At 58.5% G+C, this 22430-nt stretch carries 17 protein-coding genes; 5 read left to right on the top strand and 12 right to left on the bottom strand.

The annotated features are described in order from the left end of the window. The first annotated feature begins 302 nt into the window (after positions 1-302). A complete protein-coding gene (gene aqpZ, locus ACM530_RS18740) occupies positions 303-1004 on the top strand; it encodes an aquaporin Z (protein WP_145159012.1) in 702 nt (233 codons plus the stop codon). An 11-nt stretch (positions 1005-1015) separates the two neighbouring features. On the opposite strand, the gene ACM530_RS18735 is transcribed toward aqpZ, so the two are convergent. Next, positions 1016-2140, bottom strand: a complete 1125-nt coding sequence (locus ACM530_RS18735; protein WP_416362877.1) for a GNAT family N-acetyltransferase — start codon at positions 2138-2140, stop codon at positions 1016-1018. A gap of 281 nt (positions 2141-2421) precedes the next feature. On the opposite strand from ACM530_RS18735, the gene ACM530_RS18730 reads away from it, so the two are divergent. After that, positions 2422-3744 carry a putative porin gene (locus tag ACM530_RS18730; RefSeq protein ID WP_145159016.1) on the top strand — a complete coding sequence of 441 codons (1323 nt, stop codon included), beginning with the start codon at positions 2422-2424 and terminating at the stop codon, positions 3742-3744. Positions 3745-3863: 119 nt separating this feature from the next. On the opposite strand, the gene ACM530_RS18725 is transcribed toward ACM530_RS18730, so the two are convergent. The 5 genes from ACM530_RS18725 to aceK all read right to left on the bottom strand — a co-directional run bounded on the left by ACM530_RS18725 (position 3864) and on the right by aceK (position 11995). Beyond that, positions 3864-4097, bottom strand: a complete 234-nt coding sequence (locus ACM530_RS18725; RefSeq protein ID WP_416362876.1) for a zf-HC2 domain-containing protein — start codon at positions 4095-4097, stop codon at positions 3864-3866. Then, entirely contained in the window at positions 4091-4705 is a 615-nt protein-coding gene (locus ACM530_RS18720) for an RNA polymerase sigma factor (RefSeq protein WP_064453547.1), read from the bottom strand. The genes ACM530_RS18725 and ACM530_RS18720 overlap by 7 nt, the downstream gene beginning before the upstream one ends. A 130-nt stretch (positions 4706-4835) precedes the next feature. Continuing rightward, on the bottom strand, positions 4836-5957 hold the full coding sequence (locus ACM530_RS18715) for a beta-ketoacyl-ACP synthase III (RefSeq protein ID WP_262208335.1): 1122 nt from the start codon (positions 5955-5957) through the stop codon (positions 4836-4838). 340 nt (positions 5958-6297) lie between these two features. Next, positions 6298-10209, bottom strand: coding sequence for an ATP-dependent RNA helicase HrpA (gene hrpA / locus ACM530_RS18710; protein WP_416362875.1), 3912 nt, complete (start codon positions 10207-10209; stop codon positions 6298-6300). A 70-nt stretch (positions 10210-10279) separates the two neighbouring features. Continuing rightward, entirely contained in the window at positions 10280-11995 is a 1716-nt protein-coding gene (aceK, locus tag ACM530_RS18705) for a bifunctional isocitrate dehydrogenase kinase/phosphatase (protein WP_416362874.1), read from the bottom strand. Between aceK and ACM530_RS18700 the strand changes: the two genes are divergently transcribed. From ACM530_RS18700 to ACM530_RS18690, 3 genes are all read left to right on the top strand, one after another. Continuing rightward, the gene (locus ACM530_RS18700; protein WP_416362873.1) at positions 11964-14012 is read left to right on the top strand and encodes a methyl-accepting chemotaxis protein; all 2049 of its coding nucleotides are present in this window, start codon (positions 11964-11966) and stop codon (positions 14010-14012) included. The genes aceK and ACM530_RS18700 overlap by 32 nt on opposite strands. A 64-nt stretch (positions 14013-14076) precedes the next feature. Beyond that, positions 14077-14973: a DMT family transporter gene (locus ACM530_RS18695; RefSeq protein WP_416362872.1), complete on the top strand. Its 897-nt coding sequence runs from the start codon at positions 14077-14079 to the stop codon at positions 14971-14973. 91 nt (positions 14974-15064) lie between these two features. After that, a complete protein-coding gene (locus ACM530_RS18690) occupies positions 15065-16633 on the top strand; it encodes a hypothetical protein (protein ID WP_416362871.1) in 1569 nt (522 codons plus the stop codon). A gap of 444 nt (positions 16634-17077) precedes the next feature. Here the strand turns inward: ACM530_RS18690 and ACM530_RS18685 are convergent, their stop codons facing one another. Genes ACM530_RS18685 through ACM530_RS18660 form a run of 6 tightly spaced genes read right to left on the bottom strand, consistent with a single transcriptional unit; the run spans position 17078 to position 22383 of the window. Beyond that, a complete protein-coding gene (locus ACM530_RS18685; RefSeq protein ID WP_242196394.1) occupies positions 17078-17497 on the bottom strand; it encodes a GtrA family protein in 420 nt (139 codons plus the stop codon). Continuing rightward, on the bottom strand, positions 17497-18450 hold the full coding sequence (locus tag ACM530_RS18680) for a WxcM-like domain-containing protein (protein ID WP_242195768.1): 954 nt from the start codon (positions 18448-18450) through the stop codon (positions 17497-17499). The genes ACM530_RS18685 and ACM530_RS18680 overlap by 1 nt, the downstream gene beginning before the upstream one ends. Continuing rightward, positions 18437-19387 (bottom strand): glycosyltransferase family 2 protein, encoded by a 951-nt coding sequence (locus ACM530_RS18675; RefSeq protein ID WP_242196395.1) that lies wholly within the window; start codon positions 19385-19387, stop codon positions 18437-18439. The genes ACM530_RS18680 and ACM530_RS18675 overlap by 14 nt, the downstream gene beginning before the upstream one ends. Continuing rightward, positions 19384-20481, bottom strand: coding sequence for a DegT/DnrJ/EryC1/StrS family aminotransferase (locus ACM530_RS18670; RefSeq protein ID WP_416362870.1), 1098 nt, complete (start codon positions 20479-20481; stop codon positions 19384-19386). The genes ACM530_RS18675 and ACM530_RS18670 overlap by 4 nt, the downstream gene beginning before the upstream one ends. A 13-nt stretch (positions 20482-20494) precedes the next feature. Continuing rightward, a complete protein-coding gene (locus ACM530_RS18665; protein ID WP_416362869.1) occupies positions 20495-21121 on the bottom strand; it encodes a hypothetical protein in 627 nt (208 codons plus the stop codon). Next, entirely contained in the window at positions 21118-22383 is a 1266-nt protein-coding gene (locus ACM530_RS18660; RefSeq protein ID WP_416362868.1) for a hypothetical protein, read from the bottom strand. Before ACM530_RS18660 ends, ACM530_RS18665 begins: the two co-directional genes overlap by 4 nt. Positions 22384-22430 lie beyond the last annotated feature (47 nt).

Here is a 22430-nt window from a genome sequence, read left to right as displayed (position 1 = left end):
AGGGCACACACAATCCAAACTGTGGGAGCGGGCTTGCTCGCGAAAGCGGTGTACCCGTCGCCCTATAAGCTGACTGACACTGCGCCTTCGCGAGCAAGCCCGCTCCCACAGTTGATCGCATTGCATAGCAGCATTGGCCTATCGCGCCAGCGCCCAAAGGGCCCTGGCGCTTTTTTATGGCCTGGACTTGCCCACAAACCCTGCTTCAATCAAAGCAGTGCCCAGACGGGCGCTGAAGTAAATCTGCAGGGAGCATCATTGATTTACTGATTGGGTAGAGCGATCTATCAAGGACGTGTTGCATGTCTTTGTTCAAACGTTCAATCACAGAGGGGTTGGGTACGTTTTGGCTGGTGTTGGGCGGTTGCGGGAGTGCGGTGTTGGCCGCAGCGTTTCCCGCCGTCGGGATTGGGCTGTTGGGTGTGGCCCTGGCGTTCGGGCTCACGGTGTTGACCATGGCGTTTGCCATCGGGCACATCAGCGGCTGCCATCTCAACCCTGCCGTATCAGTAGGCTTGGTAGTGGGCGGGAGGTTCCCAGCCAGGGAGTTACCGGCTTATATCCTCTCGCAGGTTATCGGCGGCACGGTCGCCGCTGCGCTGTTGTACTTCATTGCCAGCGGCAAACCCGGGTTCGAACTGGCATCGGGCCTGGCTGCCAATGGCTATGGCGAGCATTCGCCGGGCAGTTACTCAATGGCAACGGGGTTTGTCTGTGAGCTGGTGATGACGGCGATGTTCGTGCTGATCATCCTTGGCGCCACAGACCGTCGTGCCCCAGCGGGCCTCGCGCCCATCGCCATCGGCCTGGCCTTGACCCTGATCCACTTGATCTCCATCCCCGTGACCAACACCTCGGTCAACCCGGCCCGCAGTACCGGCCCGGCGCTGATTGTCGGCGGGTGGGCGCTTCAGCAGTTGTGGATGTTCTGGCTGGCGCCCATTTTGGGTGCTGTGATCGGCGGCGCGACCTATCGATGGCTGGGCGAGGAGGACCCAGCCTGAGGTCAAGGGGTTCAGCCCTGCCGATAAGGCAGGGCTGTCCTCGCTTCTTCGGCATACGCCAGAATCCCCACGCGCTCGCGCTCGAGGAAATCTTCCACGGCATTCTTCAGGCCCGGATGGCGCAGGTAGTGCCACGACCGGGTGATAACTGGTTCAAACCCGCGAATCAATTTGTGCTCGCCTTGGGCGCCGGCGTCGAAGCGCTGCAAGCCGTGAGCAATGGCGTAATCCATGCCCTGGTAGAAGCAGGTTTCGAAATGCAGACGATCGAATTCCGCCAGGCAGCCCCAATAACGCCCGTAGAAGCTGTCGCCACCGATCAGGCTGAAGGCCATCGCAACCGGGCGCACGCCCTGTTTAGCCAGCACCACGCGAATCGCTTCGGGCATGCGCTCGGCCAGCAGGCTGAAAAACGCCCGCGTCAGGTACGGCGACTGGCGGCGCACGGCATAGGTGTTGGCGTAGCAGGCGTAGACAAAATCCCACTGCGCTTCGCTCAACTCATGGCCTTGCAGCCATTCGAACTCGATGCCCTGCCCCGCCACTTGCTCGCGCTCTTTGCGCATTTGTTTGCGCTTGCGCGAACTCAAGGCGTCAAGGAAATCCTGGAAGTCGCGATAACCGCGGTTTTGCCAATGAAACTGGCAGCCCAAGCGCTGTAACCAACCTGGATGCTGCGCCAAGGCTTGGTCGGCCAAAGGGTCAGTGAAGTTGATGTGGGCGCTGGAGAGCCCTTCGATTTCCAGGTAGCCCGGCAGGCTGTTCAGCAGCTCGAAGCCATCTTCGGCGCTCCTGGCCAGCAAGCGCGGCCCGCTGACCGGGCTGAACGGCACTGCGGTCAGCAACTTTGGGTAGTAATCAATGCCTGCCCGCTCACACGCATCGGCCCAACCGTGATCGAACACGTACTCACCGTAGGAATGCCATTTGCGGTAGCTGGGCATTGCCGCCACCAGGCGATCGCCTTCCCAGTGCAGCAAATGCTCAGGTTGCCAGCCCGATTGCGGGCCCAGGCTGGCGCTGTCTTCCAGCGCACTCAGGAATGCATGCCGCACAAAGGGTTGGGCCTGCGGCACGAGGGCATCCCACACCTGCGGGGCGATTTCGGACAGGGCGTCCAGGCGTTGCAACGGCATCGGCATCCTCACTACTTCAGGGCGTGAAAGCCTGGCGAGTATCGCTTATCGCTGGCCTTCGCACACGCTCAAATGGCACGACAAAGGCCGAATCAAATAGTTCCTTCTTAAATATTTTGTCATCTACATGACATCACTTAGCCACTGCCCCGTCATAAGTGATCGTGATACTGACGCCTGTTTTTAGAGCGCCTGGTTCTAGCAGGCGGCTATTTTCCGTCCGTCATCGGTCGGTTGTGTCCTGGGTGGTTTGCCATCCCTCCTCACTTTCGGAGATTGATATGCGTCTTGCTTCCACTAAAACTGCGGCGGCCCTGTGTGGCGGCCTGTTGCTGGCCCTGAGCGTTCCGGCCAGCGCTGCAGTCGACGCTAAATTGCTCGACATGCTCAAGGCCAACGGCCAGATCACCGCTGCGCAGTACACCGAACTGCAAGCGGAATTGGCCAAGGACCAGAAAGAAAAGCAGATCGCACAGCAAGCTCAACAAGAGACCAACGAGCAGATCGCGGCCACCGCGAAAAAAACCAATGACCTGAGCGTGTTCGACCAGAAACTGGCCTGGGCCGCGCGCACTCAGCTTAAGGGTGACGTGCGTTTCCGTCAGGAAACCGTGAAGATCCAGGGCGAATCCAACAACGGCGGGCGTGACAAGGACCGTCAGCGCATCCGTGCCCGCCTGGGCGCCTACACCGAGGTCAACTCGCAGGTCGACACCGGCATTCGCATTGCCACCGGCAGCAGCGACGACGCGCGCTCCACCAATCAGGACCAGGACAACTACTTCGACAAGAAGTCGATCTGGCTGGACCTGGGCTACATCGACTACCACCCGGACCAGATCAAAAACCTGCACGTGATCGGCGGCAAGATGCTGCAGCCGTGGGTCAACATGGGCGACGTGATCTGGGACAGCGACATCAACCCGGAAGGCCTGGCCCTGACCTACAAATACCCATTGGGCAGCAGCGCCGAGTTGTTCGGCAGCATCGGCAACTACAACCTCAAGGACAACGTCGACGGCGACGGCGTGCAATTTCGTCACGACCTGCGCCTGACGTCCGGCCAGCTGGGCACGCGGTTCTCGGTGACTGACAACTTGAAAATGACTCTGGGCGGCAGCGTCTACGCCTACCAGAACGACAAGGACAGCCGCTGCACGACCACCACCACGCCTTGCGCATTGGCGGTCAACGGCAACTCGGCCGACAACCAGTTCCGCCTGTACGAAGGTTTCGCCCAGGCCGACATCGGCGGCCTGGCAGTGCCGTTGGCGTTCTATGGCCAGTACGTGAAAAACAACGACGCCGTGACCGATCAGGACACTGCCTGGTTGATCGGTGCCAAGTCCAAAGTGTTCGGCTTGAACCTGGACTACAACTACCGCGATATCCAGCGTAACGCCGTGGTGGGTGCCTTCACCGACTCGGACTTCGCCAACGGCACCACCGGCTCGCGCGGTCACAAGATGAAGGTCAGCTACGACATCGACAAGAACTTCGCCCTCGGCGCCACGTACTTCCTGACCAAGGCTGACTATGCCAGCCGCACGCAGCGTGATGCCAACACCAACACCCTGCAGTTGGATGCTGAAGCCAAGTTCTAATGGGTGTGCAATAAACCTTGGGCCAGGACGGCCCGAGGTGGTTTCAACAGCCTTGCGTGGGTGGATCGCCCCTCATCATCCGTTCGCCCCGCCCACGCGAGTCTGCATTGTTCGCGCTTTTACTGATCTTTCAGCCGCTCGGCCACCAGCCGGTCAGCCAATGCATCCACGTCCTTTACCGGTTCTTCCGGCATGATTTTCAACGTCGCCTGCATCAGGTGCATCTGACGGATAAATCGCCGGCAATTAGGGCAAAACATCAAGTGATGACGCACCAGCAGACGTTCGCGAAAGGTCAATTGCCCATCGAGGTAGTCACTGGAACGTGCCACTTGTTCTTTGCAGGTCAACATTCGCCCGTTTCCTCAAAATGCTCCACCGTGGCGAAGACTTTAAGCCGTGCCCGATGCAACAGCACACGGACATTGGAGAGCGAGAGCGTCAGAAGATTACAAATCTCTTCCAACTCCAGGCCTTGGCGCTCACGCAGCACCAGCACGCTGCTTTGCAGCTCCGACAAACTCAGCAACGTATGCTCCAGGCACTTGCGCAATTCATCCTCGGTCAACAACGCTTCCGGGGTGTCCTGGTGCCAGGCGTAGGGGGCGACGGCCCAGTGGCCATCGTCGGGGACGAAGCGATCGTCACCGATGGTGCCGTGAGGTGAGGGCAAATCGTCGAGCAACACTTCCCGGCGATTTTGTTTATAGCGGCCCTTGGCGGAGTTGGCGGTGATGGTCAGCAGCCAGGTCTTGAGGCTGGAACGCCCTTCGAACTTGGCCAGGTTGCGCACCACCGACAACCACGCGTCCTGCACCACTTCGTCGGCGTGGCGCTGGCCGACGATGGCGTAGGCCACTGCGCGCATGGCGCTCTGGTAGGTGGTGACCAATTCCTTGTAGGCGCGCTGCTCGCCCTTGAGCAGCCGTTCCAGCAGGTGCGCGTCGTCGGCGGCTGCCATCGTTTACCTCAATCCTGCTGTGGAAATCCGATACCTGTGGGAGCTGGCTTGCCTGCGATAGCGGCGGTGGCGCCACTATCGTCATCGCAGGCAAGCCAGCTCCCACATTAAATCTGGCCAAATCCAACGATTAGCGTTTACGCAGGATCACGCTGCCGATCGAGTAACCCGCACCGAACGAACTGAGCACTGCCACGGCTCCTTTTGGCAAGTCGTCCTGGTAGGTGTGAAACGCAATCACCGAACCTGCCGAACTGGTGTTGGCGTAGGTGTCGAGAATCACCGGCGCTTCTTCCACCGAGGCTTCGCGGCCCAGCAGCTTTTTCACGATCAGGTGGTTCATGCTCAGGTTGGCCTGGTGCAGCCAGAAACGCTTCACATCGGTCACATTCAGCTGGTTTTCGTCCAGGTGCACACCGATCAGTTCGGCAACCATCGGGCAGACGTCACGGAAGACCTTGCGACCTTCCTGTACGAACAGCTTGTCCGGCGCGCCGATGCCCTCTTCCGCCGTGCGGTTGAGGAAGCCGAAGTTGTTGCGGATGTTGTTGGAAAACTTGGTCAGCAGTTTGGTGCTCACCACGTCGAACTGATGCTCGGAAGTCGCCAGGTCGGCGCGCTCGAGAATCACGGCCGTAGCCGCATCACCGAAGATGAAGTGGCTGTCGCGATCACGGAAATTCAGGTGGCCGGTGCAGACTTCCGGATTGACCATCAGGATCGCCCGCGCCTGGCCCAGCTGGATGCTGTTGGCGGCGTTCTGGATACCAAAGGTCGCCGACGAGCACGCCACGTTCATGTCGAAACCGAAACCTTCGATACCCAGCGCTTCCTGGACTTCGATGGCGATGGCCGGGTAGGCGCGCTGCAGGTTGGAGCAGGCGACGATCACGCCGTCGATGTCGGCGGCAGTCTTGCCGGCGCGCTGCAGGGCCTGTTCGGCCGCGCCAACCGCCATCTGGCAAAGCACCGACCACTCGTCATTGCTGCGCTCAGGCAAACGCGGAGCCATGCGCTGCGGGTCGAGAATACCGTCCTTGTCCATGACAAAACGGCTCTTGATGCCCGATGCTTTCTCGATAAAGGCCGCGCTGGACTCAGTCAGTGCCTGAACCTCACCGCGCTCGATGGCGGCGGCGTTGTCAGTGTTGAACTGCTGAACATAGGCATTGAAAGACTGCACCAGCTCTTCGTTGGAGATGCTGTTGGCCGGGGTGTACAGGCCAGTGCCGCTGATGACGACGTTATGCACGGTCGTTCCTCTAAATCTGTCAGGCAGAAGATATTGGTACCGTCGTACCAAACTTTAAGTCGTTCGATTCCGTCCAGCGGGCATCAAACTGGCAACGCTTTATTCCAGTACGCCGCGGCTGAACACCAGCCCTTCACGACGATCCCGGCATTTATGACCGCGAAGTTTGCCACAACCTCGGGGATTTGGCGCCATTTCCCGGATAAACCCGGTGCTGACTGTGGGCGCTGGCTTGCCTGCGATGGCATCCCAGTGTTTTGACTGATACACCGCGGTGTCTGCATCGCAGGCAAGCCAGCTCCCACATGAGATCGGTTTTGCTCTGGAAGCCAAGAAAGCCTCAGGCTTCCACCTGGCTCCATTGCTTGCTCAAACGCTTGTCGGAGATCGGCACTTTGGTGCCCAACTGCTGGGCAAACAACGACACGCGATATTCCTCCAACCACCAGCGATACAGCTCCAGCTGAGGGTCGCGCTTGCCTTCCTGGGCGTGTTTGTTCAGGCGGTTCTGGTATTGGGCCCACAAGCCGCTCAGCTCAGTGCTCCACACCCGGTCTTTTTGCACCTGGCTGGGCAGTTTCTCCAGGCGCAGTTCAATCGCCTTGAGAAAGCGCGGCAGTTCCTTGAACCACTGCGCCGGGGTTTCCCGCACAAAGCCCGGATACACCAGGTTGCTCAACTGCTGCTTGATGTCATTCAAGGCCACCGCCTGGGCCAGGTCGATCTTGCCCTTGAAACGCTTTTGCAAGCCATGCCACAGCTTCAGCACTTCCAGCGTCAGGCGGGCCAGGCGCTCGGCGTGCTCGGTCCAGCTGCCGCGCTTGCGTTCGGCCAGGGCCGCCAAACCTGCACCGTCACGCGGCAAGCTGGCTTCGCCTTCCAGTACGCAGGTGTCGAGGCTGGCCAACAGAATGTCTTCCACCAGTGCGTCGATGCGCCCCAGTTCGCGGTACATCAGGCCCAATTCGGTCAGGCCGGGCAATTTGCCGCGCAGGAATTTGGCCGGCTCGGCCAATTGCTGCAGTAGCAGACGCTGCAACGCGCGACGATGCTGGAACTCCGCCTCGGCGGCCGTCGAGAACCGCCCTTCCTTGACCGTGCCATTCTCTTCAACCAGCGCCGGGTAGACCGTCATCGACAGCCCGGCGATCTTTTGCTGGGTCTTCTCGGCCACCGCCGCAAACACCTTGGCTTGCACCGGTTGCTGGCTTTTCGCGGTTTGCGGCACGGCCAACGCGGCCTGGCTGGCCTCGGCAAAACGTGCCGTCAGCTCGGCCAGGTCGCGACCTTCGCCGAGGAACTTGCCCTGGCCGTCGACCACTTCCAGGTTCATCTTCAGGTGGTTTTCCACCTGCTGCGCCGCCTCGGCCCAGGCTTCATCGCTGACCCGTGCGCCGGTCATGCGCAGCAGTTCGCGCCCCAGCGCCTGGGGCAGCGAGCCCTGGCCGAATTCGATGCGTTGCAGCGCCGCCTTGACGAAATCCGGCACCGGTACGAAGTTTTTGCGCAGCGCCTTGGGCAGGTTGCGCACCAGGGCAATGCACTTGGCTTCGATCACTCCCGGCACCAGCCATTCCAGGCGTTCCGGCGGCAACGCCGGCAGCAGCGGCGCCGGCACGCGCAGGGTCACGCCGTCGCGTGGGTGATTGGGCTCGAAGTGGTAACTCAAGGCTAACTCCAGATCGCCCAGGTGCAAGGTGTCCGGATAATGCAGGGCCGTGACTTCACTGGCCTCGCGGGCCAGCACGTCTTCCTCGCGCATGATCAGCAGTTGCGGGTCTTTCTGGCTGTTGACCTTGTACCAGCTGTCGAACGTCGCGGTCTGGTGGATCTCCGCCGGCAAGCGCGCATCGTAGAAGGCGTACAGGGTTTCTTCGTCCGCCAGGATGTCGCGACGGCGCGCCTTGGCCTCCAGTTCGTCGAGCTGCTCCAGCAGTTGCTGGTTGGCCGTCAGGCACTTGGCCCGCGACTGAATCTCGCCGCGCACCAGGCCTTCGCGGATAAACAGCTCGCGCGACACCACCGGGTCGATCGGCCCGTAATGCACCGGCCGGCGCCCAACCACAATCAGCCCGAACAGGGTGATCTGCTCAAAGGCCACCACTTGGCCGCGCTTCTTCTCCCAGTGCGGCTCGAAGTGGTTTTTCTTGATCAGGTGCCCGGCCAGCGGCTCGATCCAGTCGGCATCGATCTTCGCCACCATGCGCGCATACAGCTTGGTGGTTTCCACCAGTTCGGCGGTCATCAGCCATTGCGGGCGCTTCTTGCCGATGCCCGAGGACGGATGAATCCAGAAGCGCCGCTGACGCGCGCCGAGGTAATCGCCGTCTTCGGTCTTCTGGCCGATCTGGCTCAACAGGCCAGACAACACGGCCTTGTGCAGCTTGGCAAAGTCCGCCGGCTCTTTATTGACGGTCAGCTGCATGTCGCGGCAAATCAGGCTGAGCTGGCGATGGGAGTCGCGCCACTCGCGCAGGCGCAGGTAATTCAGGAAGTTCTTGCGGCACCAGTTGCGCAACGGGCTGGCGGTCAATTCCTGGCGCTGCTCTTCAAAACCACGCCACAGATTCACCAACCCGGCGAAGTCCGAATCCGGGTCCTTCCACTGGGCGTGAGCCTGGTCGGCCGCTTGCTGGCGTTCCGGCGGACGTTCGCGCGGGTCCTGGATCGACATGGCACTGGCGACGATCAGCACTTCCTGCAAACTGCCCAGCTTGGCGGCTTCGAGCAGCATGCGGCCCATGCGCGGGTCCACTGGCAGGCGCGCCAGTTGACGGCCCAGCGGCGTGAGCTGGCTGTTGCGGTCGACCGCCGAAAGCTCTTGCAGCAGGTTGAAACCGTCGCTGATGGCCTTGCCGTCCGGCGGCTCGATGAACGGGAAATCGGTGATTTCGCCGAGGCGCAGGTGCAGCATCTGCAGGATTACGGCGGCAAGGTTGGTGCGCAGAATTTCCGGGTCGGTGAATTCCGGGCGGCCAATAAAATCCTCTTCGCTGTACAAGCGGATGCAAATACCCGGCTCGACCCGCCCGCAACGGCCTTTACGCTGGTTGGCGCTGGCCTGGGAAATCGCCTCGATCGGCAGGCGCTGCACCTTGGCGCGGTAGCTGTAACGGCTGATGCGCGCGGTGCCGCTGTCGATCACATACCGAATGCCCGGCACGGTCAGCGAGGTTTCCGCTACGTTGGTCGCCAGCACCACACGGCGGCCCGGGTGGGACTGGAAAATGCGCTGTTGTTCAGCCGGTGACAGGCGCGCATACAGCGGCAGAATTTCGGTGTGCTTGAGCTGGGCCTTGCGCAGCATCTCGGCGGCGTCACGAATCTCGCGCTCGCCCGGCAAGAACACCAGCACATCGCCAGGGCTGCGCCGCTCGCTGCGTTCATAAGCGGCAATTTCATCCAGAGTGGCGAGGATCGCCTGGTCGACGGTCAAGTCGTCCTCGACGCGGTTGCCCTCCTCGTCCTGCTCCAGGGTCAGCGGGCGATACCAGGTGTCCACCGGGAAGGTACGGCCCGAGACCTCAACAATCGGCGCATCGTCAAAGTGCTTGGAAAAACGCTCCAGGTCGATGGTCGCCGAGGTGATGATGACTTTCAGGTCGGGGCGACGCGGCAACAGAGTTTTCAGGTAGCCGAGCAGGAAGTCGATGTTCAGACTGCGTTCGTGGGCTTCGTCGACGATGATCGTGTCGTAGCGTTCCAGGTAACGGTCGTTCTGGGTTTCCGCCAGCAGGATGCCGTCGGTCATCAACTTGATCAGGGTATTGGCGTCACTCTGGTCTTCGAAACGCACCTGATAGCCGACCAGCGCGCCCAACGGCGTGGCCAGTTCATCGGCGACGCGACTGGCGACGCTGCGCGCGGCGATTCGGCGCGGCTGGGTGTGGCCGATCAGGCCGTATTGGCCACGGCCGATTTCCAGGCAGATCTTCGGCAGTTGGGTGGTTTTACCCGAGCCGGTTTCACCAGCGATGATCAACACCTGATGCTTTTGCAGCGCGTCTTTGATCTCGTCGCGCTTGGCGGCAATCGGCAGGCTGTCGTCGTAGCGAATCACCGGCAGGCTGGCGCGCCGCGCCGTGACCTGTGCGCAGGACGCCTGCATGCGCGTGACCCACTGCGCCAGCTTGTCCTCGTCGGGCTTCTTGCGCAGCTCGAGCAACTGGCGCCGCAAGCGGTGGCGGTCGGCGAGCATGGCGTGATCGAGGTTTTTCAGCAGTTGGTCGATAGCGGGCGCTTGGTCAGTCATCAGATGCGTTTGGGTCGTCTATTTATGCAGGGGCCGGATTGTCGCAGAAAACCGCCAACGCGCGCGCCCCTCATTCGTTATCACGGTCTTTGCGCCGGTACGGGAACACGTCGATGACCTTGCCGGCGCGAATCGCGTCCTGCAGGCCTTTCCAATAGTCGGCGTTGTACAACTCGCCATGCAGCTCATCGAACAGCTTGCGCTGGCCGGCGTCGGCAAACAGAAACGGCGGGAATTCTTCGGGGAACACGTCCAGCGGACCGATGGAGTACCAGGGCTCCGAGGCCATTTCGTCCTCGGGCGTGCGCGGTGCCGGGATGTGGCGAAAGTTGGCTTCGGTGAGAAAGCAGATTTCGTCGTAGTCATAGAACACCACGCGACCGTGGCGGGTGACGCCGAAGTTTTTCAGCAGCATGTCGCCGGGAAAGATGTTCGCCGCCGCCAGTTGCTTGATGGCCAGGCCGTAGTCCTCCAGGGCTTCACGCACCTGGGCGTCGTTGGCGTTGTCGAGGTAGAGGTTGAGTGGGGTCATGCGCCGTTCGGTCCAGCAGTGGCGGATCAGCACGGTGTCGCCTTCCACTTCGACGGTGCCCGCAGCGACTTCCAACAGCTCGGCCAGGCATTCTGGCTCGAACTTGCTCAAGGGGAAACGGAAATCGGCGAACTCCTGGGTGTCAGCCATGCGCCCCACGCGGTCGACGCTTTTGACCAGGCGATACTTCTCGATCACCGTGGCGCGGTTGACGTTTTTCGACGGTGAAAAACGGTCCTTGATGATCTTGAACACGGTGTTGAAGCCCGGCAGCGTGAACACGCTCATGACCATGCCACGCACGCCGGGCGCCATGATGAAGCGGTCATCGGTGGTGGCCAGGTGGTTGATCAGCGCGCGATAGAACTCCGACTTGCCGTGTTTGTAGAAACCGATTGAGGTGTACAGCTCGGCGATGTGCTTGCCAGGCAGGATGCGTTTGAGAAACCCGATGAATTCCGCGGGCACCGGCACATCGACCATGAAATACGAGCGCGTGAACGAGAAGATGATCGACACGTCGGCTTCGTCCGTGATCAGCGCGTCGATCTGAATGCCGCGCCCTTCGCGATGCAGCAGCGGAATCACCAACGGCCATTGTTCGTCACGGGTATAGATGCGTCCTACGAGGTAGGCGCCTTTATTGCGGTAGAGCACCGAGGAAAACAGCTCGACATTGAGGTCAGGATCTTTGCACACCCAGTCCGGCAAGTTCTCGCGCAGTTGCGATTCGAGCCGGCACAGGTCGGTCGCAAGGTCTGCGTAGGGTTCGCTGAACGCGTAGTCGGCGAAGACCTGCGCCAACATCGCCGTCAGGTCGCCCGCCGGCTGATAAACGCGGGTTTGCGCCGCACGCGCACGGCGCAGGCTCGGCCGCGTGGTGTGGATGAACATGCAGGCGTCGCTGATCAGGTCATGACTGAACAGGCCGCAGAAGATCGAGTTGTACCAGGTCTCGGACAGCTCATCGTCAAAGCGCAGGTCGATCAGGCCGATGTACGCACGCTTCACCAGCGGCCACGCGTCCACTTCCAGCAGCGTGGCCTCGTCGAACTGGGCGCGCAGGCGCGCCGTTACTTCAGCCACTTTCTCTTCATACAAGTTGATCCGCGCCGCCGAAGCCGCCTGCCCTTGCTGCCACTGGGCCTTCTCGAAACGTTCACGGGCGCCGTCAGTGATCTGGCGAAAGTGCTCACGGTAATCGTCGAAGCCCTCGAGGATCATGCGGGCGATGGCGAGGGCGGATGGCGACATGCGGGAAACCTCGAACGGGCATCTGGAAGCCCTGAGCTTAGCCAGTGAAACGAAGCAGGAGAAGGATGATTTTCCGGGCTTATCTGTAACCCTTCGCGCAGTTTGTACATTTACTTTCAATTTTCCCAACTCGACCAAGCGGTCAATAAACATACCGAAAAGTCTCACCGCGCACGCCTGTAGCCCCACAACCGCATGGCTTGGCGCTGGCGCGAGAGAACACCAGTGCTGTCGCCGATTCTCAGCACAGGTCACCGCCTCGATGCACCGTAAGGGAAACCCTGATTACTACCTTGATGGCACTTTGATATATAGCGCACCCCTTTTCCCACCCAAATCAGGTCCGAAGACCGGTCCGGGAACAGAAGCTAATCGCCTAAGGAGCACCAAGATGTCATTGAGGAATATGCGAATCGGTCTGCGCGCCAGTCTGAGTTTCGGGGTTTTGGCCGCCATGCTGGTGATTGTCGGCCTGTTTGGCCTGGGCCAGATGGCCAAGCTGCGGGAAAGCGCGCTGGTCATCGAAGCGTCATGGATGCCGAGCATCGAGAATATTCACGACAGTGCCGCCTATGTGGCCAATATTCGCCTTGAGGCCTTGCGCCTGGCGACCACCGACGAATCGCGGATTCGCGACAACAGCAAAAGCCTGATCACCCGCCAGAGTGCTGAGCTGCAAACGCTGCTGACCCATCACGAAACCCTGACCAGCGGCGACGAAGAAACCGCTCTGCTGAAAAAACTCAAAGGCGACGTGGCGACCTATCTCGGCATCGTCGGGCAGATGGTTGCCCTGGTGGACAAGGATCAACAGCAAGACGCCATCGACCTGCTGACCAGCCGGCTGGCACCCCAAGGTGCGGTCCTCAACAAGAGCCTGGAGGACATGATCACCTTCAATCAGAAAGGCGTCGAAGACGCGGCCGACGCGGCCGCGCAGATGTATTCCAGCGCGCAGTGGGTAGTCGGCCTGATCATCGTTTGCGCGTCGATCGCCACCTTATTGCTCGCCTGGCTGCTGACCCGCAGTATCACCGCCCCCCTCGGCCAGGCCCTGGCCGTGGCACGCACCATCGCCGGCGGCGATTTGAGCCAGCCTGTGGTGGTCAAAGGCACCGACGAACCGGCGCAATTGCTGACGGCCCTGGCCACCATGCAGGGCCAGTTGCGAACCACTATCCATGGCATCAGCGAATCGGCGCAGCAACTGGCCTCCGCCGCCGAGGAGATGAGCTCGGTGATGGAACAGAGCACCCGTGGCCTGCAGGCGCAAAACGATGAAATCGAACAGGCTGCGACCGCCGTCAACGAGATGAGCGCGGCCGTGGACGAAGTGGCGGGCAACGCGGTGTCCAGCGCTGAAGCGTCCAAGGCCTCCGATGAAGACAGCAAGCACGGCCACTACCAGATCAGCGAAACCATCAGTTCAATCCAGAACCTGGTGGACGAAGTGCTTGGCGCCTCGAACAAAGCCGAAGGCCTGGCCGTGCAGGCTCAGGACATCAGCAAAGTGCTTGAAGTGATCCGCGGCATCGCCGGGCAAACCAACCTGCTGGCCCTCAATGCCGCCATCGAAGCGGCGCGCGCAGGCGAAGCCGGCCGAGGCTTTGCGGTAGTGGCCGATGAGGTGCGCTCGCTGGCGCAACGCACCCAGGATTCCACCGAAGAAATCGAACAGATGATCACCGGTATCCAGCAAGGCACCCAGGACACCGTCGACGCCCTCAACAGCAGCGCCGAACACGCCGGCCAAACCCTGCAACGCGCCAACAGCGCCGGCAGCGCGCTGGAGAAAATCACCGCGGCCATCTCGCAGATCAGCGAGCGCAACCTGGTGATCGCCAGCGCCGCTGAGCAGCAGGCACTGGTGGCCCGTGACGTCGACCGTAGCCTGGTGAACATTCGCGACCTGTCCACCCAAACCGCCGCCGGCGCCACCCAGACTTCAGCCGCCAGCCAGGAGCTGTCGCGCCTGGCCGTGGACCTCAACGGCATGGTGACGCGGTTTGTCCTGTAATTAGCGATTGTGTCGACCAGGCCTCTAGGCAACACTCGCCGCCTAATTCAGTTAGGAGTGTTCCGTGAGACCTGTCGACACCCTGTATTTGCTGGGGCTGGCTGCCATCTGGGGCGCGAGCTTCCTGTTCATGCGCATCATCGCGCCGGAAATCGGCACCGTGCCGACCGCATTTTTTCGCGTGTCGATTGCCGCCGCCGGCTTGCTGGTGATACTCGCAGCGATGCGCGTCAACTGGGACTTCCAGGGCAAGTTCAAGACCGTGCTGCTGCTGGGCGTGATCAACTCCGGCATCCCCGCGACCATGTACTCGGTGGCGGCGCAGGTGCTGCCGGCCGGCTACTCGGCGATCTTCAACGCCACCACGCCGTTGATGGGCGTGTTGATTGGTGGGTTATTCTTCAGTGAACGGCTGACACCGTCGAAAATCGCCGGGGTGAGCCTGGGCCTGTTCGGCGTAGGCGTACTGACCCGCGCCGGGCCAGTGGCGTTTGACCTGGACCTCTTGATGGGCGCGCTGGCCTGCCTGTTGGCCACTACCTGCTACGGCTTCGCCGGGTTCCTCGCACGGCGTTGGCTGGACCAACGCGGCGGCCTGGACAGCCGACTCGCGGCGCTGGGCAGCATGCTCGGCGCTAGCCTGTTTTTGCTGCCGTTCTTTGCCTACAGCACCATCAGCCATCCTCCTGCAAGCTGGGGCGGCTGGCAGGTGTGGTCGTCACTGCTGGGATTGGGGCTGGTGTGCACGGCGTTTGCCTACATCCTGTACTTCCGCTTGCTGTCGTCCATTGGGCCGGTCAAGTCGATGACGGTGACGTTTATGATTCCGCCGTTTGGGGTGTTGTGGGGGGCGTTGTTATTGGATGAGCCGTTGTCGATGGCGCATGTGTATGGCGGGGTGTTGATTGGGGGGGCGTTGTGGTTGGTGTTGCGGGTGGGGAAATTGAGTAAGTCGCCTTAGGCTAATCCAAGCATTTATAAGTGCCGCACCTACCCTGAGCCTCTTGGAAAAGGCATAGTGCATGCCAAAATGAAATGACGCGGAATGAACCATGTACCTTGCTACAAAAGAGCGGCCGGTAGGCTACCTCATTCTCTTAGCTATATCGGCCGTCTTCGTTGCAGGCAACTTCCTATGGCAAGGCCATGACGGCTTTAATCTCTGGGATGAAGGCTATCTCTGGTACGGCGCCAGACAAATAGTCGCCGGTGAGATTCCGATTCGAGACTTCATGGCGTATGACCCAGGCCGTTATTACTGGGCTGCAGCCTATTTTTCTATTATTGGCGACAACGGGATCATAGCGCTGCGCGCAGCCGTGGCTTTATTCCAGGTGATAGGTCTGTATGCAGGACTTTGGACTGTGTCCATTGCCCTAAGACACACCACAGCAAAAAACATCGCCTATTTGTGCATCGTCGCGGTCACGCTGATGACCTGGATGTACCCGCGGCATAAAATTTTCGACATATCCATCTCAATGATTCTTGTCGCAGGCCTGACTTATCTGCTGCTGAATCCATCGACTATTCGGTATTTTTTTCTGGGTGCCTTAGTCGGGCTCGCGGCGGTCTTTGGTCGCAATCATGGTTTTTATGGCGCAGTGGCCAGTTTGATAGCTATCGGCTGGCTAAGGATCAAAGCACCGCAATCAAGTACGGGATGGACGGATATCGCGGCCTGGGTTGCAGGCGTCGTCATAGGCTATCTGCCCGTGATGGGCATGTGCCTTTTCATTCCAGGGTACTTCACAGCGTTCTTAGACACTATTGTCTTCATGCTGCAGCAAGGGAACACGAATTTACCTCTGCCTATTCCCTGGCCTTGGAAAGTCGGCTTCGGCACCATCGGCCTGATCATCGAGACCCGGTGGTTTCTCGTCGGAATTTGCTTCATTGCATTGATAGCTTTCGGCGCGGGAGCACTAGGGTGGGTATTTAGAGAGCGGTTCAAAGGCCGTTTTGTGCGTCCTGAACTGGTAGCCGTGTCCTGCGCTGCGCTCCCTTATGCACACTTTGCCTTCGCTCGTGCAGACGTAGGCCATCTCGCACAGGGTATCTACCCGCTACTGATGGGGTGTTTCATCCTGTTCGCCTATCTTCAATCGTGGGCTTCAAAGTTAACACTGGGTGTACTTACAGCGTCGGTCAGCCTATTCATACTCGCCGCATGGCAACCGGGCGTGCTTGCTCGCACGCAGGATGGCTGGCAACGGATCGAGGTTTCTGGCTCGGTGTTGTCTATGGACGCTGGGACTGCTGAAGCAGTGAACCTCTTGAGAGATCTCACCGAGAAATATGCGCCAGCCGGCAGACCCGTCCTGGTTCTGCCCTTCTGGCCAGGTGCCTATCCTTTATTAGATCGGCATGCGCCGCTTTGGGAAATCTACGCCTTGTCGCCACGCTCTGAGGAATTCCAGCGGGCCGAAATCGAACGGATAAAAAAGGCTGATCCCGGCTTTGCATTGGTCTTCAACATGGCAATGGATGGGCGAGAGGAATTGAGATTCTCGAACTCTCATCGTTTGATCGACGAATACATTCGCTCTCATTTTGACCTGATCCAGACTGCCGCCAACCCGGCGTTCCAAATTTATAAAGCACCGAGCACCAGGAATTAGCGCAAATGTGGCGACGATTCAGCCTTCATGATCAATAGTCATTTGATCTGATAGTGATATCGCGCCACTAAAATTCAAGGCAGGTAGCAGAGTGAAAGCAAGGGAGCGGACGAGTAGATTTCTTGGATTTTATGTGAGTGTTTGCATGTTCGAGTGACGTCGTTGCGCATTTTTCACACTGCGCTATAGGCCATGTCTGCAATGGGCATGAGTTACGTCCAACGATGGCAGCGCAAGATTTCTTGACGTTTCATGAACGCCACAAGCATGGTCCCGCTCGCAGATTGCGCAAGCGCAACACCAGGCTGGCGAACCGGTCAAGCGGCACCAGGCGCCGCAATGAATGCAAAAAAAAACCGCTAATGCGGTTTTTAGGTTTTTCAGTACAAGCGCCAGACAGTCGTTTCGCGTCAGCAAGCGCTCAAGCAGTATCAGGCTAGAAACTCACTCTTGAGGATGCTCCGGCTTCGGCCGACTCAAAAATAAGAACTTGGAAAAGATGAAGGTCAGCGGCACGGTGATAAGTATCGCCAACAGCGGGCCTACTCGCTCGTCAAATCCAAGTTTATCGACCCAGACCCATAGAATCAAAAGGCTGGTGAGGTATTGCGCCAGATAGACCAACGGGAACAACGCGACCGACTTGATGCCCTGATGACTCTTGAAAACAAAGAATCGGTTGAGGCTGTACGCAAGCACAATCCCGGCCACGTAGGCGATCGTATAACTTGTCCGGTAAGACAAAACATTCAGCAGCAGCAAATAAAGTCCGTAGGTGACGAGGGTATTAAAACCGCCCGACACCAGGAACCTGGCAAAGTCCACCTGCAGGATTTTAGCCGCTACGCGCTTAATCCCCCGCATCATTGAGCGTTGGCAATCAGCGATTTGAATTCGTCGTAATTGCGGATGTAATCGGCCGAATCGTAGTAATGCGACGCAAACACCATCAGCACTGCATCATGGGAATAGCGATACTGGATGCCCCATGTCATAGGCGGCAGGTAAATGCCCTTGTTCGGTTTATCCAGCACGAACTCTTCTCGGTTCCTGCCGTCATCCGCGACCACGTGAACCGAGCCCTTAACGGCAACCAGGAACTGATGGCAGACCTTGTGCGCATGTTCGCCGCGCGTTTCTGCGGTAGGCACGTCATACACCAGGAAGTAACGTTCCGACTTGAACGGGATGGTGCGCTCGAATTCACCCGCCGACAGGCTGCCGCGAATGTCAGCGACTTCAGTCATGGTGTGCAATGTCACACCACTGACCGTGGTTTGGACCACGCCGGGCTTGCTGTCGACCTTTTCAGCCACATCCTGGGATGTGCTGGCAGGCTTGGCATCAACGTAGCCGATAATTTTGGCGGGGTTGCCGACAACAATGGCATTGGGCGGAATGGAACGCGTAACCACCGCACCTGCGCCGATCATTGCGTTGATGCCAATGGTCAGACCCGGAAGGATGGTGCAGTTAGCACCCAGTGAGGCGCCCTTGCGGATGATGGTGCGATCGAAGGCTTGCGGGTAAACCTTGCTGCGCGGAAACAGATCATTCGTGAAGGTTGCATTCGGACCAATGAAGACGTCGTCTTCAATGGTGATGCCGTCCCAGACCTGCACGCCGCATTTGAGTGTGACGCGGTCGCCGATGATCACATCGTTTTCAATGAAAACGTTATCGCATACGTTGCACTCACTGCCCAAGGTCGCCCCAGGCAGAATGTGCGCGAACGCCCAGACTCGCGTGTCTTTGCCAATATTCTCGGATTCGCACAGTGCATGACTGTGAACGAAGAATTGCTTAGTGCTGCTCATTCTTGTCTCCAAAATCCTCAACACGCATTGGGATTGCCAAGGGTCGATTCTTTGTATTTTCGTAGGTACGCCATGCATAGGAGCCCACGATTCCCAGCCCCAGAAGATTCAGGCAGCCAAGGAAGGTGATCGTCAGCATGATCATTGCGTAGCCCGGCACTTCAATCATGCCGTGCAACTTCGCCGCCAATGTGAAAACGCCGAATAGTGCCGCCAGAAACGAACCGAACGCGCCGACACGCGTGAGCAGCCTAATGGGCAGGTCCGTAAAGGAAAACACACTGTCCATCAGGTAATTGACTTTCTTGCGCAGGGTCCAGGCCGAGGTGCCGTGGACTCTTTCCTGACGGGTGTAGGTCACGACTTTCCTGCGATAACCCAGCCAGAAAATCTGGGCGATCAGCGAGCTGTGCCGCTCATCCAGCGTCAACAGTGTGTCCCTGAACGCGCGATTGCAGGCAAACATATCGACGCCACCCGGCGGAATCTCCGGGATGACGTATCGGCGGTAAAGCCCCCAGAAGAGGTTGGATGCCATGCGACTGCCCCACGGGTCCTGCCGCCCCTCTCGAACACCGACGACAACATCGGTGTCCTGGCCCAACAGCACGCGGTTCATTTCAAGAACCAGTTCAGGCGGCTCCTGCAAGTCCGCGGCCATTACCGCAAATCGGTCGCCACTGCCATTTTGCAGCCCCGTACGAATAGCCATGAACGAGCCAAAGTTCTTCGACAGCAAAATGAGCTTGGAGCGGAAAGGCTGCGAAGGCAGCTTCTCTCGCAAAATCTCATAGCAGCGGTCCGGACTGCCGTCCACAACGAAGACAACCTCAAGGTTGTTATCAAGCTGCGTATTCAGGCCAGCTATGGCGACGAGCAGATCGGGAAGATTGCCCTCGTTGCGATATACGGGGATGACCAACGTCAGCAAGGTTATTTCCCCTCAGAGAAGTAAGCAGTGACGGCCTCGATCACACGATCGACTTCTTCGTCGGTCAGGCCAGGGTAGCAAGGCAGCGAAATAACTGTTTCACATGCATGCTCGGTCACGCTCAACGCGGCTGGCTTGGCAGCGTAGGCCGGTTGCTTGTGGTCAGCGATTGGGTAATGGATATCAGTGCTGACGCTCTTTTCTTTCAATGCAGCAGCAAACTGCGCCCTCGCCTTCACGCGCACGACGTAGAGGTGGCCTACGTAATCTTCGCCGGTGGAGCATGGCAATTGCATGTCCAGTGCCGCGAACGCCGCGTTGTAGCGCTTGGCGATCGCACGACGTTGCTCGTTCCAGGTGTCCAGGTGCGGGAGTTTTACACGGAGGATCGCGGCCTGCATTTCGTCAAGGCGGCTGTTACGGCCGCCCGGGACAGACACTTGGTACTTTTGAGTCCAGCCGTATTGGCGCAACTGACGGATGCGAGTCGCGAGTTCGTCATCATCGGTGACCACTGCGCCACCATCACCCAGAGCACCGAGATTTTTGGTGGGGTAAAAGCTGAAGCACGCAATCGTGCCAAAACTGCCGGCCTGCTTGCCATTGCGTCGCGCACCGTGGGATTGGGCGCAATCCTCCAGCACCGGGACGCCCGCCGCCGAAGCGATACGCACGATTTCCTCGATGTTGGCCAGTTGACCGTAAAGGTGCGTCACGATCACCGCCGCGGGCTTGCTGTCCAGTACCTGCGCGAGCGCTTTCGGGCAGATGGTCAGGCTGGCCGGATCCACATCAACGTACAGAGGCTCTGCGCCGACTGCATGAATCGCCGTGCTGCCGTAGAAGCCAGCGTTCGCAACCGCAGCAACATGGTCGCCGGGGTTAACGCCCAGCCCCTTCAGAGCCAGCTCAAGAGCATCTGAGCCATTGGCAACGCTGACGCAGTGCTTGATGCCGACATAACCTGCGAATTCCTCTTCGAACAACTTCACTTCGTTCCCAAGAACGTACCAGTGGCTGTCCAATACAGCTTTCAGAGGTGTGACGAAATCCAGGCCAGCATTTGCCTTTACGGCCGAGAAAAGAACGATATTTTCCATAAAAGTCCAAAAGTCACTGAGCAGATTGGTTGGCCTTGTCACAAAGGCTTGGCATTGCGAAAAGCTTAAAAGATGAAGTAAGGGTGTAAAGAATTAGCTTGCACCCCCCTGCGTTAGGCTGGAGGGTGATCTGGCCTGAATAGCCTGTGCGCAAGGCCTTTGGGGTATTGAGTGCTTTTGCGACATCAGGCCGCTGCAAGTCCACCGGCAATACACCAACGACCTTCTCATTTTCGACGACAATCACGAATTCCGGAGTGCCGGCGCTCTCAGGAACATAAGTCCACCCCCTGAGTTTCCAGGTGTTATCGGACGTGTAACCTTCATCTATATTCCCTGCCGCTATCGAGTCAGCAGCGCGAGGCAGGGTGAGATACGCCTGTGCTTTTTCGGGGACAAACAGGCGGCTGGATAACTCATTTTGAGCCAACGAGAACTTGCTCGACGTTTCTTTGCCGCGATTTTGATCAACAACGCCCTGAATCGCAGCGCCGATAGCTGAGCCCTTCAAATTCCCAGCAGCCGTAATATTTGCTTTCCAACTCAACACATTACTCAGCACCATGAAGACTAGCAATATGCCCAAGGCTACGCTGAGCTTGCTGGCAGCGTTGCTGTTTTTTGGCTCGTACGCGCTCATTTAGCCGTCCTTTCTACCAGCCGCTTTGCGATCAAGGAGAGAAGAAGCCCCAGAAAGGGAATGGTCACAAACAAATACCTGCCCTGCGGCTGAGGAAGTGAATTTTGAGAGGCGATCAGACTGAATAACGTCATGGAGGGAAACAAACCAACGATCATGACAAGTGGCAAAATGTAGTCCAGCACAATTTCACGCTTAGGCTCTCTGACGCTCAGAGGTTTGACCTGGGCAATGGCTACGCAAATGATACCGATCAACGCAAATGCAGCTAATTGGTAATAGACAGTGGGTATGAATAAATTCATCCAGCCCGTCACAGAGAAATAGCTTTTATAGGTCAACCCCAGCCACGGCCAGAGATTAGCTGTGTTCAAGAAATCGTGCCCGCACCGAAAGTAGCAAGTACCAAAACCCGCGGCCGGATTCAGCCTGTGCAGATTCACGAATTCGATTTGACCCGATATCCCCGATATTTCGCCATATTTGTGATAGACCAGTATCAGCATGGGGGCAGCCAATACAGCGGCGGCCACAATCATTGTTGGCAGGTGCTCAAATAAACGCTTGTTTCTGAACATACGCGTCGACAACAACGTCACGAAAGCAAACACCAGCGCTGGAATAAAATACAGCTTGGCCATCAACATAAGACCGACTGCCAATCCGAAATACATGGCTCGCTTTCGAGTGGGCGACTGTATGAAACTCATCAGCGTGCTTATCAATAGCGCGATACTGGTCAGCCCATAAGCGTCGCTGTTGAAATATGAGAATACAAACGTAACTTGTGGAATCAGGGCAATAATGCCGGCAATGAGCGCAGACATTACTGGCGACAACCCAATAAGGCGGGAAGTACGGAAAAGCGCGCAGATGAACACGCCTCCCAACATCCAATCGAAGCTGCGAGCCCCCAGATAAAGGAAGTCAGGCGACACGATCCAACTGCTCACATAGGTGGTTACCAAAGCGCCCAATATGTGAGGAAAAGGAAGCCCGTGGTACCAGAACTCGCCTTTTTGCCAAGTGTGCCCAGAGATGGTTCCCACGAAAACCTCATGCGGCTCAGTAGCGAGCGGCAGGGCATGAGAGCCTCTCAAAAACTCCAACAAGTAAAAATGGGTCGACTCGTCGGGCGCACCATTAAAGGCAATGCCCAACGACCAACTCGCAACCAACAAAAAGTAACCGATTGCCAATAACCACTGCCAGCTGAAGTCAGATAGGCCTGTAGCGCTACGGGTTTGAATTTCACTACTCACTGCCAGGCCTCTGTGCATAATCAAAAATTGGTCATCGCTCGTGCAAA

Source organism: Pseudomonas sp. NFX183, from assembly GCF_047943075.1.
Classification (GTDB): Bacteria; Pseudomonadota; Gammaproteobacteria; order Pseudomonadales; family Pseudomonadaceae; genus Aquipseudomonas.
This window is presented reverse-complemented; position numbering and strand designations above follow the sequence as displayed.

Coding starts and splice junctions, on each gene's coding strand:
- aqpZ (WP_145159012.1), top strand. CDS start 303: ATGTCTTTGTTCAAACGTTCAATCACAGAGGGGTTGGGTACGTTTTGG.
- ACM530_RS18735 (WP_416362877.1), bottom strand. CDS start 2,140: ATGCCGTTGCAACGCCTGGACGCCCTGTCCGAAATCGCCCCGCAGGTG.
- ACM530_RS18730 (WP_145159016.1), top strand. CDS start 2,422: ATGCGTCTTGCTTCCACTAAAACTGCGGCGGCCCTGTGTGGCGGCCTG.
- ACM530_RS18725 (WP_416362876.1), bottom strand. CDS start 4,097: ATGTTGACCTGCAAAGAACAAGTGGCACGTTCCAGTGACTACCTCGAT.
- ACM530_RS18720 (WP_064453547.1), bottom strand. CDS start 4,705: ATGGCAGCCGCCGACGACGCGCACCTGCTGGAACGGCTGCTCAAGGGC.
- hrpA (WP_416362875.1), bottom strand. CDS start 10,209: ATGACTGACCAAGCGCCCGCTATCGACCAACTGCTGAAAAACCTCGAT.
- ACM530_RS18700 (WP_416362873.1), top strand. CDS start 11,964: ATGCGGGCGATGGCGAGGGCGGATGGCGACATGCGGGAAACCTCGAAC.
- aceK (WP_416362874.1), bottom strand. CDS start 11,995: ATGTCGCCATCCGCCCTCGCCATCGCCCGCATGATCCTCGAGGGCTTC.
- ACM530_RS18690 (WP_416362871.1), top strand. CDS start 15,065: ATGTACCTTGCTACAAAAGAGCGGCCGGTAGGCTACCTCATTCTCTTA.
- ACM530_RS18685 (WP_242196394.1), bottom strand. CDS start 17,497: ATGCGGGGGATTAAGCGCGTAGCGGCTAAAATCCTGCAGGTGGACTTT.
- ACM530_RS18680 (WP_242195768.1), bottom strand. CDS start 18,450: ATGAGCAGCACTAAGCAATTCTTCGTTCACAGTCATGCACTGTGCGAA.
- ACM530_RS18670 (WP_416362870.1), bottom strand. CDS start 20,481: ATGGAAAATATCGTTCTTTTCTCGGCCGTAAAGGCAAATGCTGGCCTG.
- ACM530_RS18665 (WP_416362869.1), bottom strand. CDS start 21,121: ATGAGCGCGTACGAGCCAAAAAACAGCAACGCTGCCAGCAAGCTCAGC.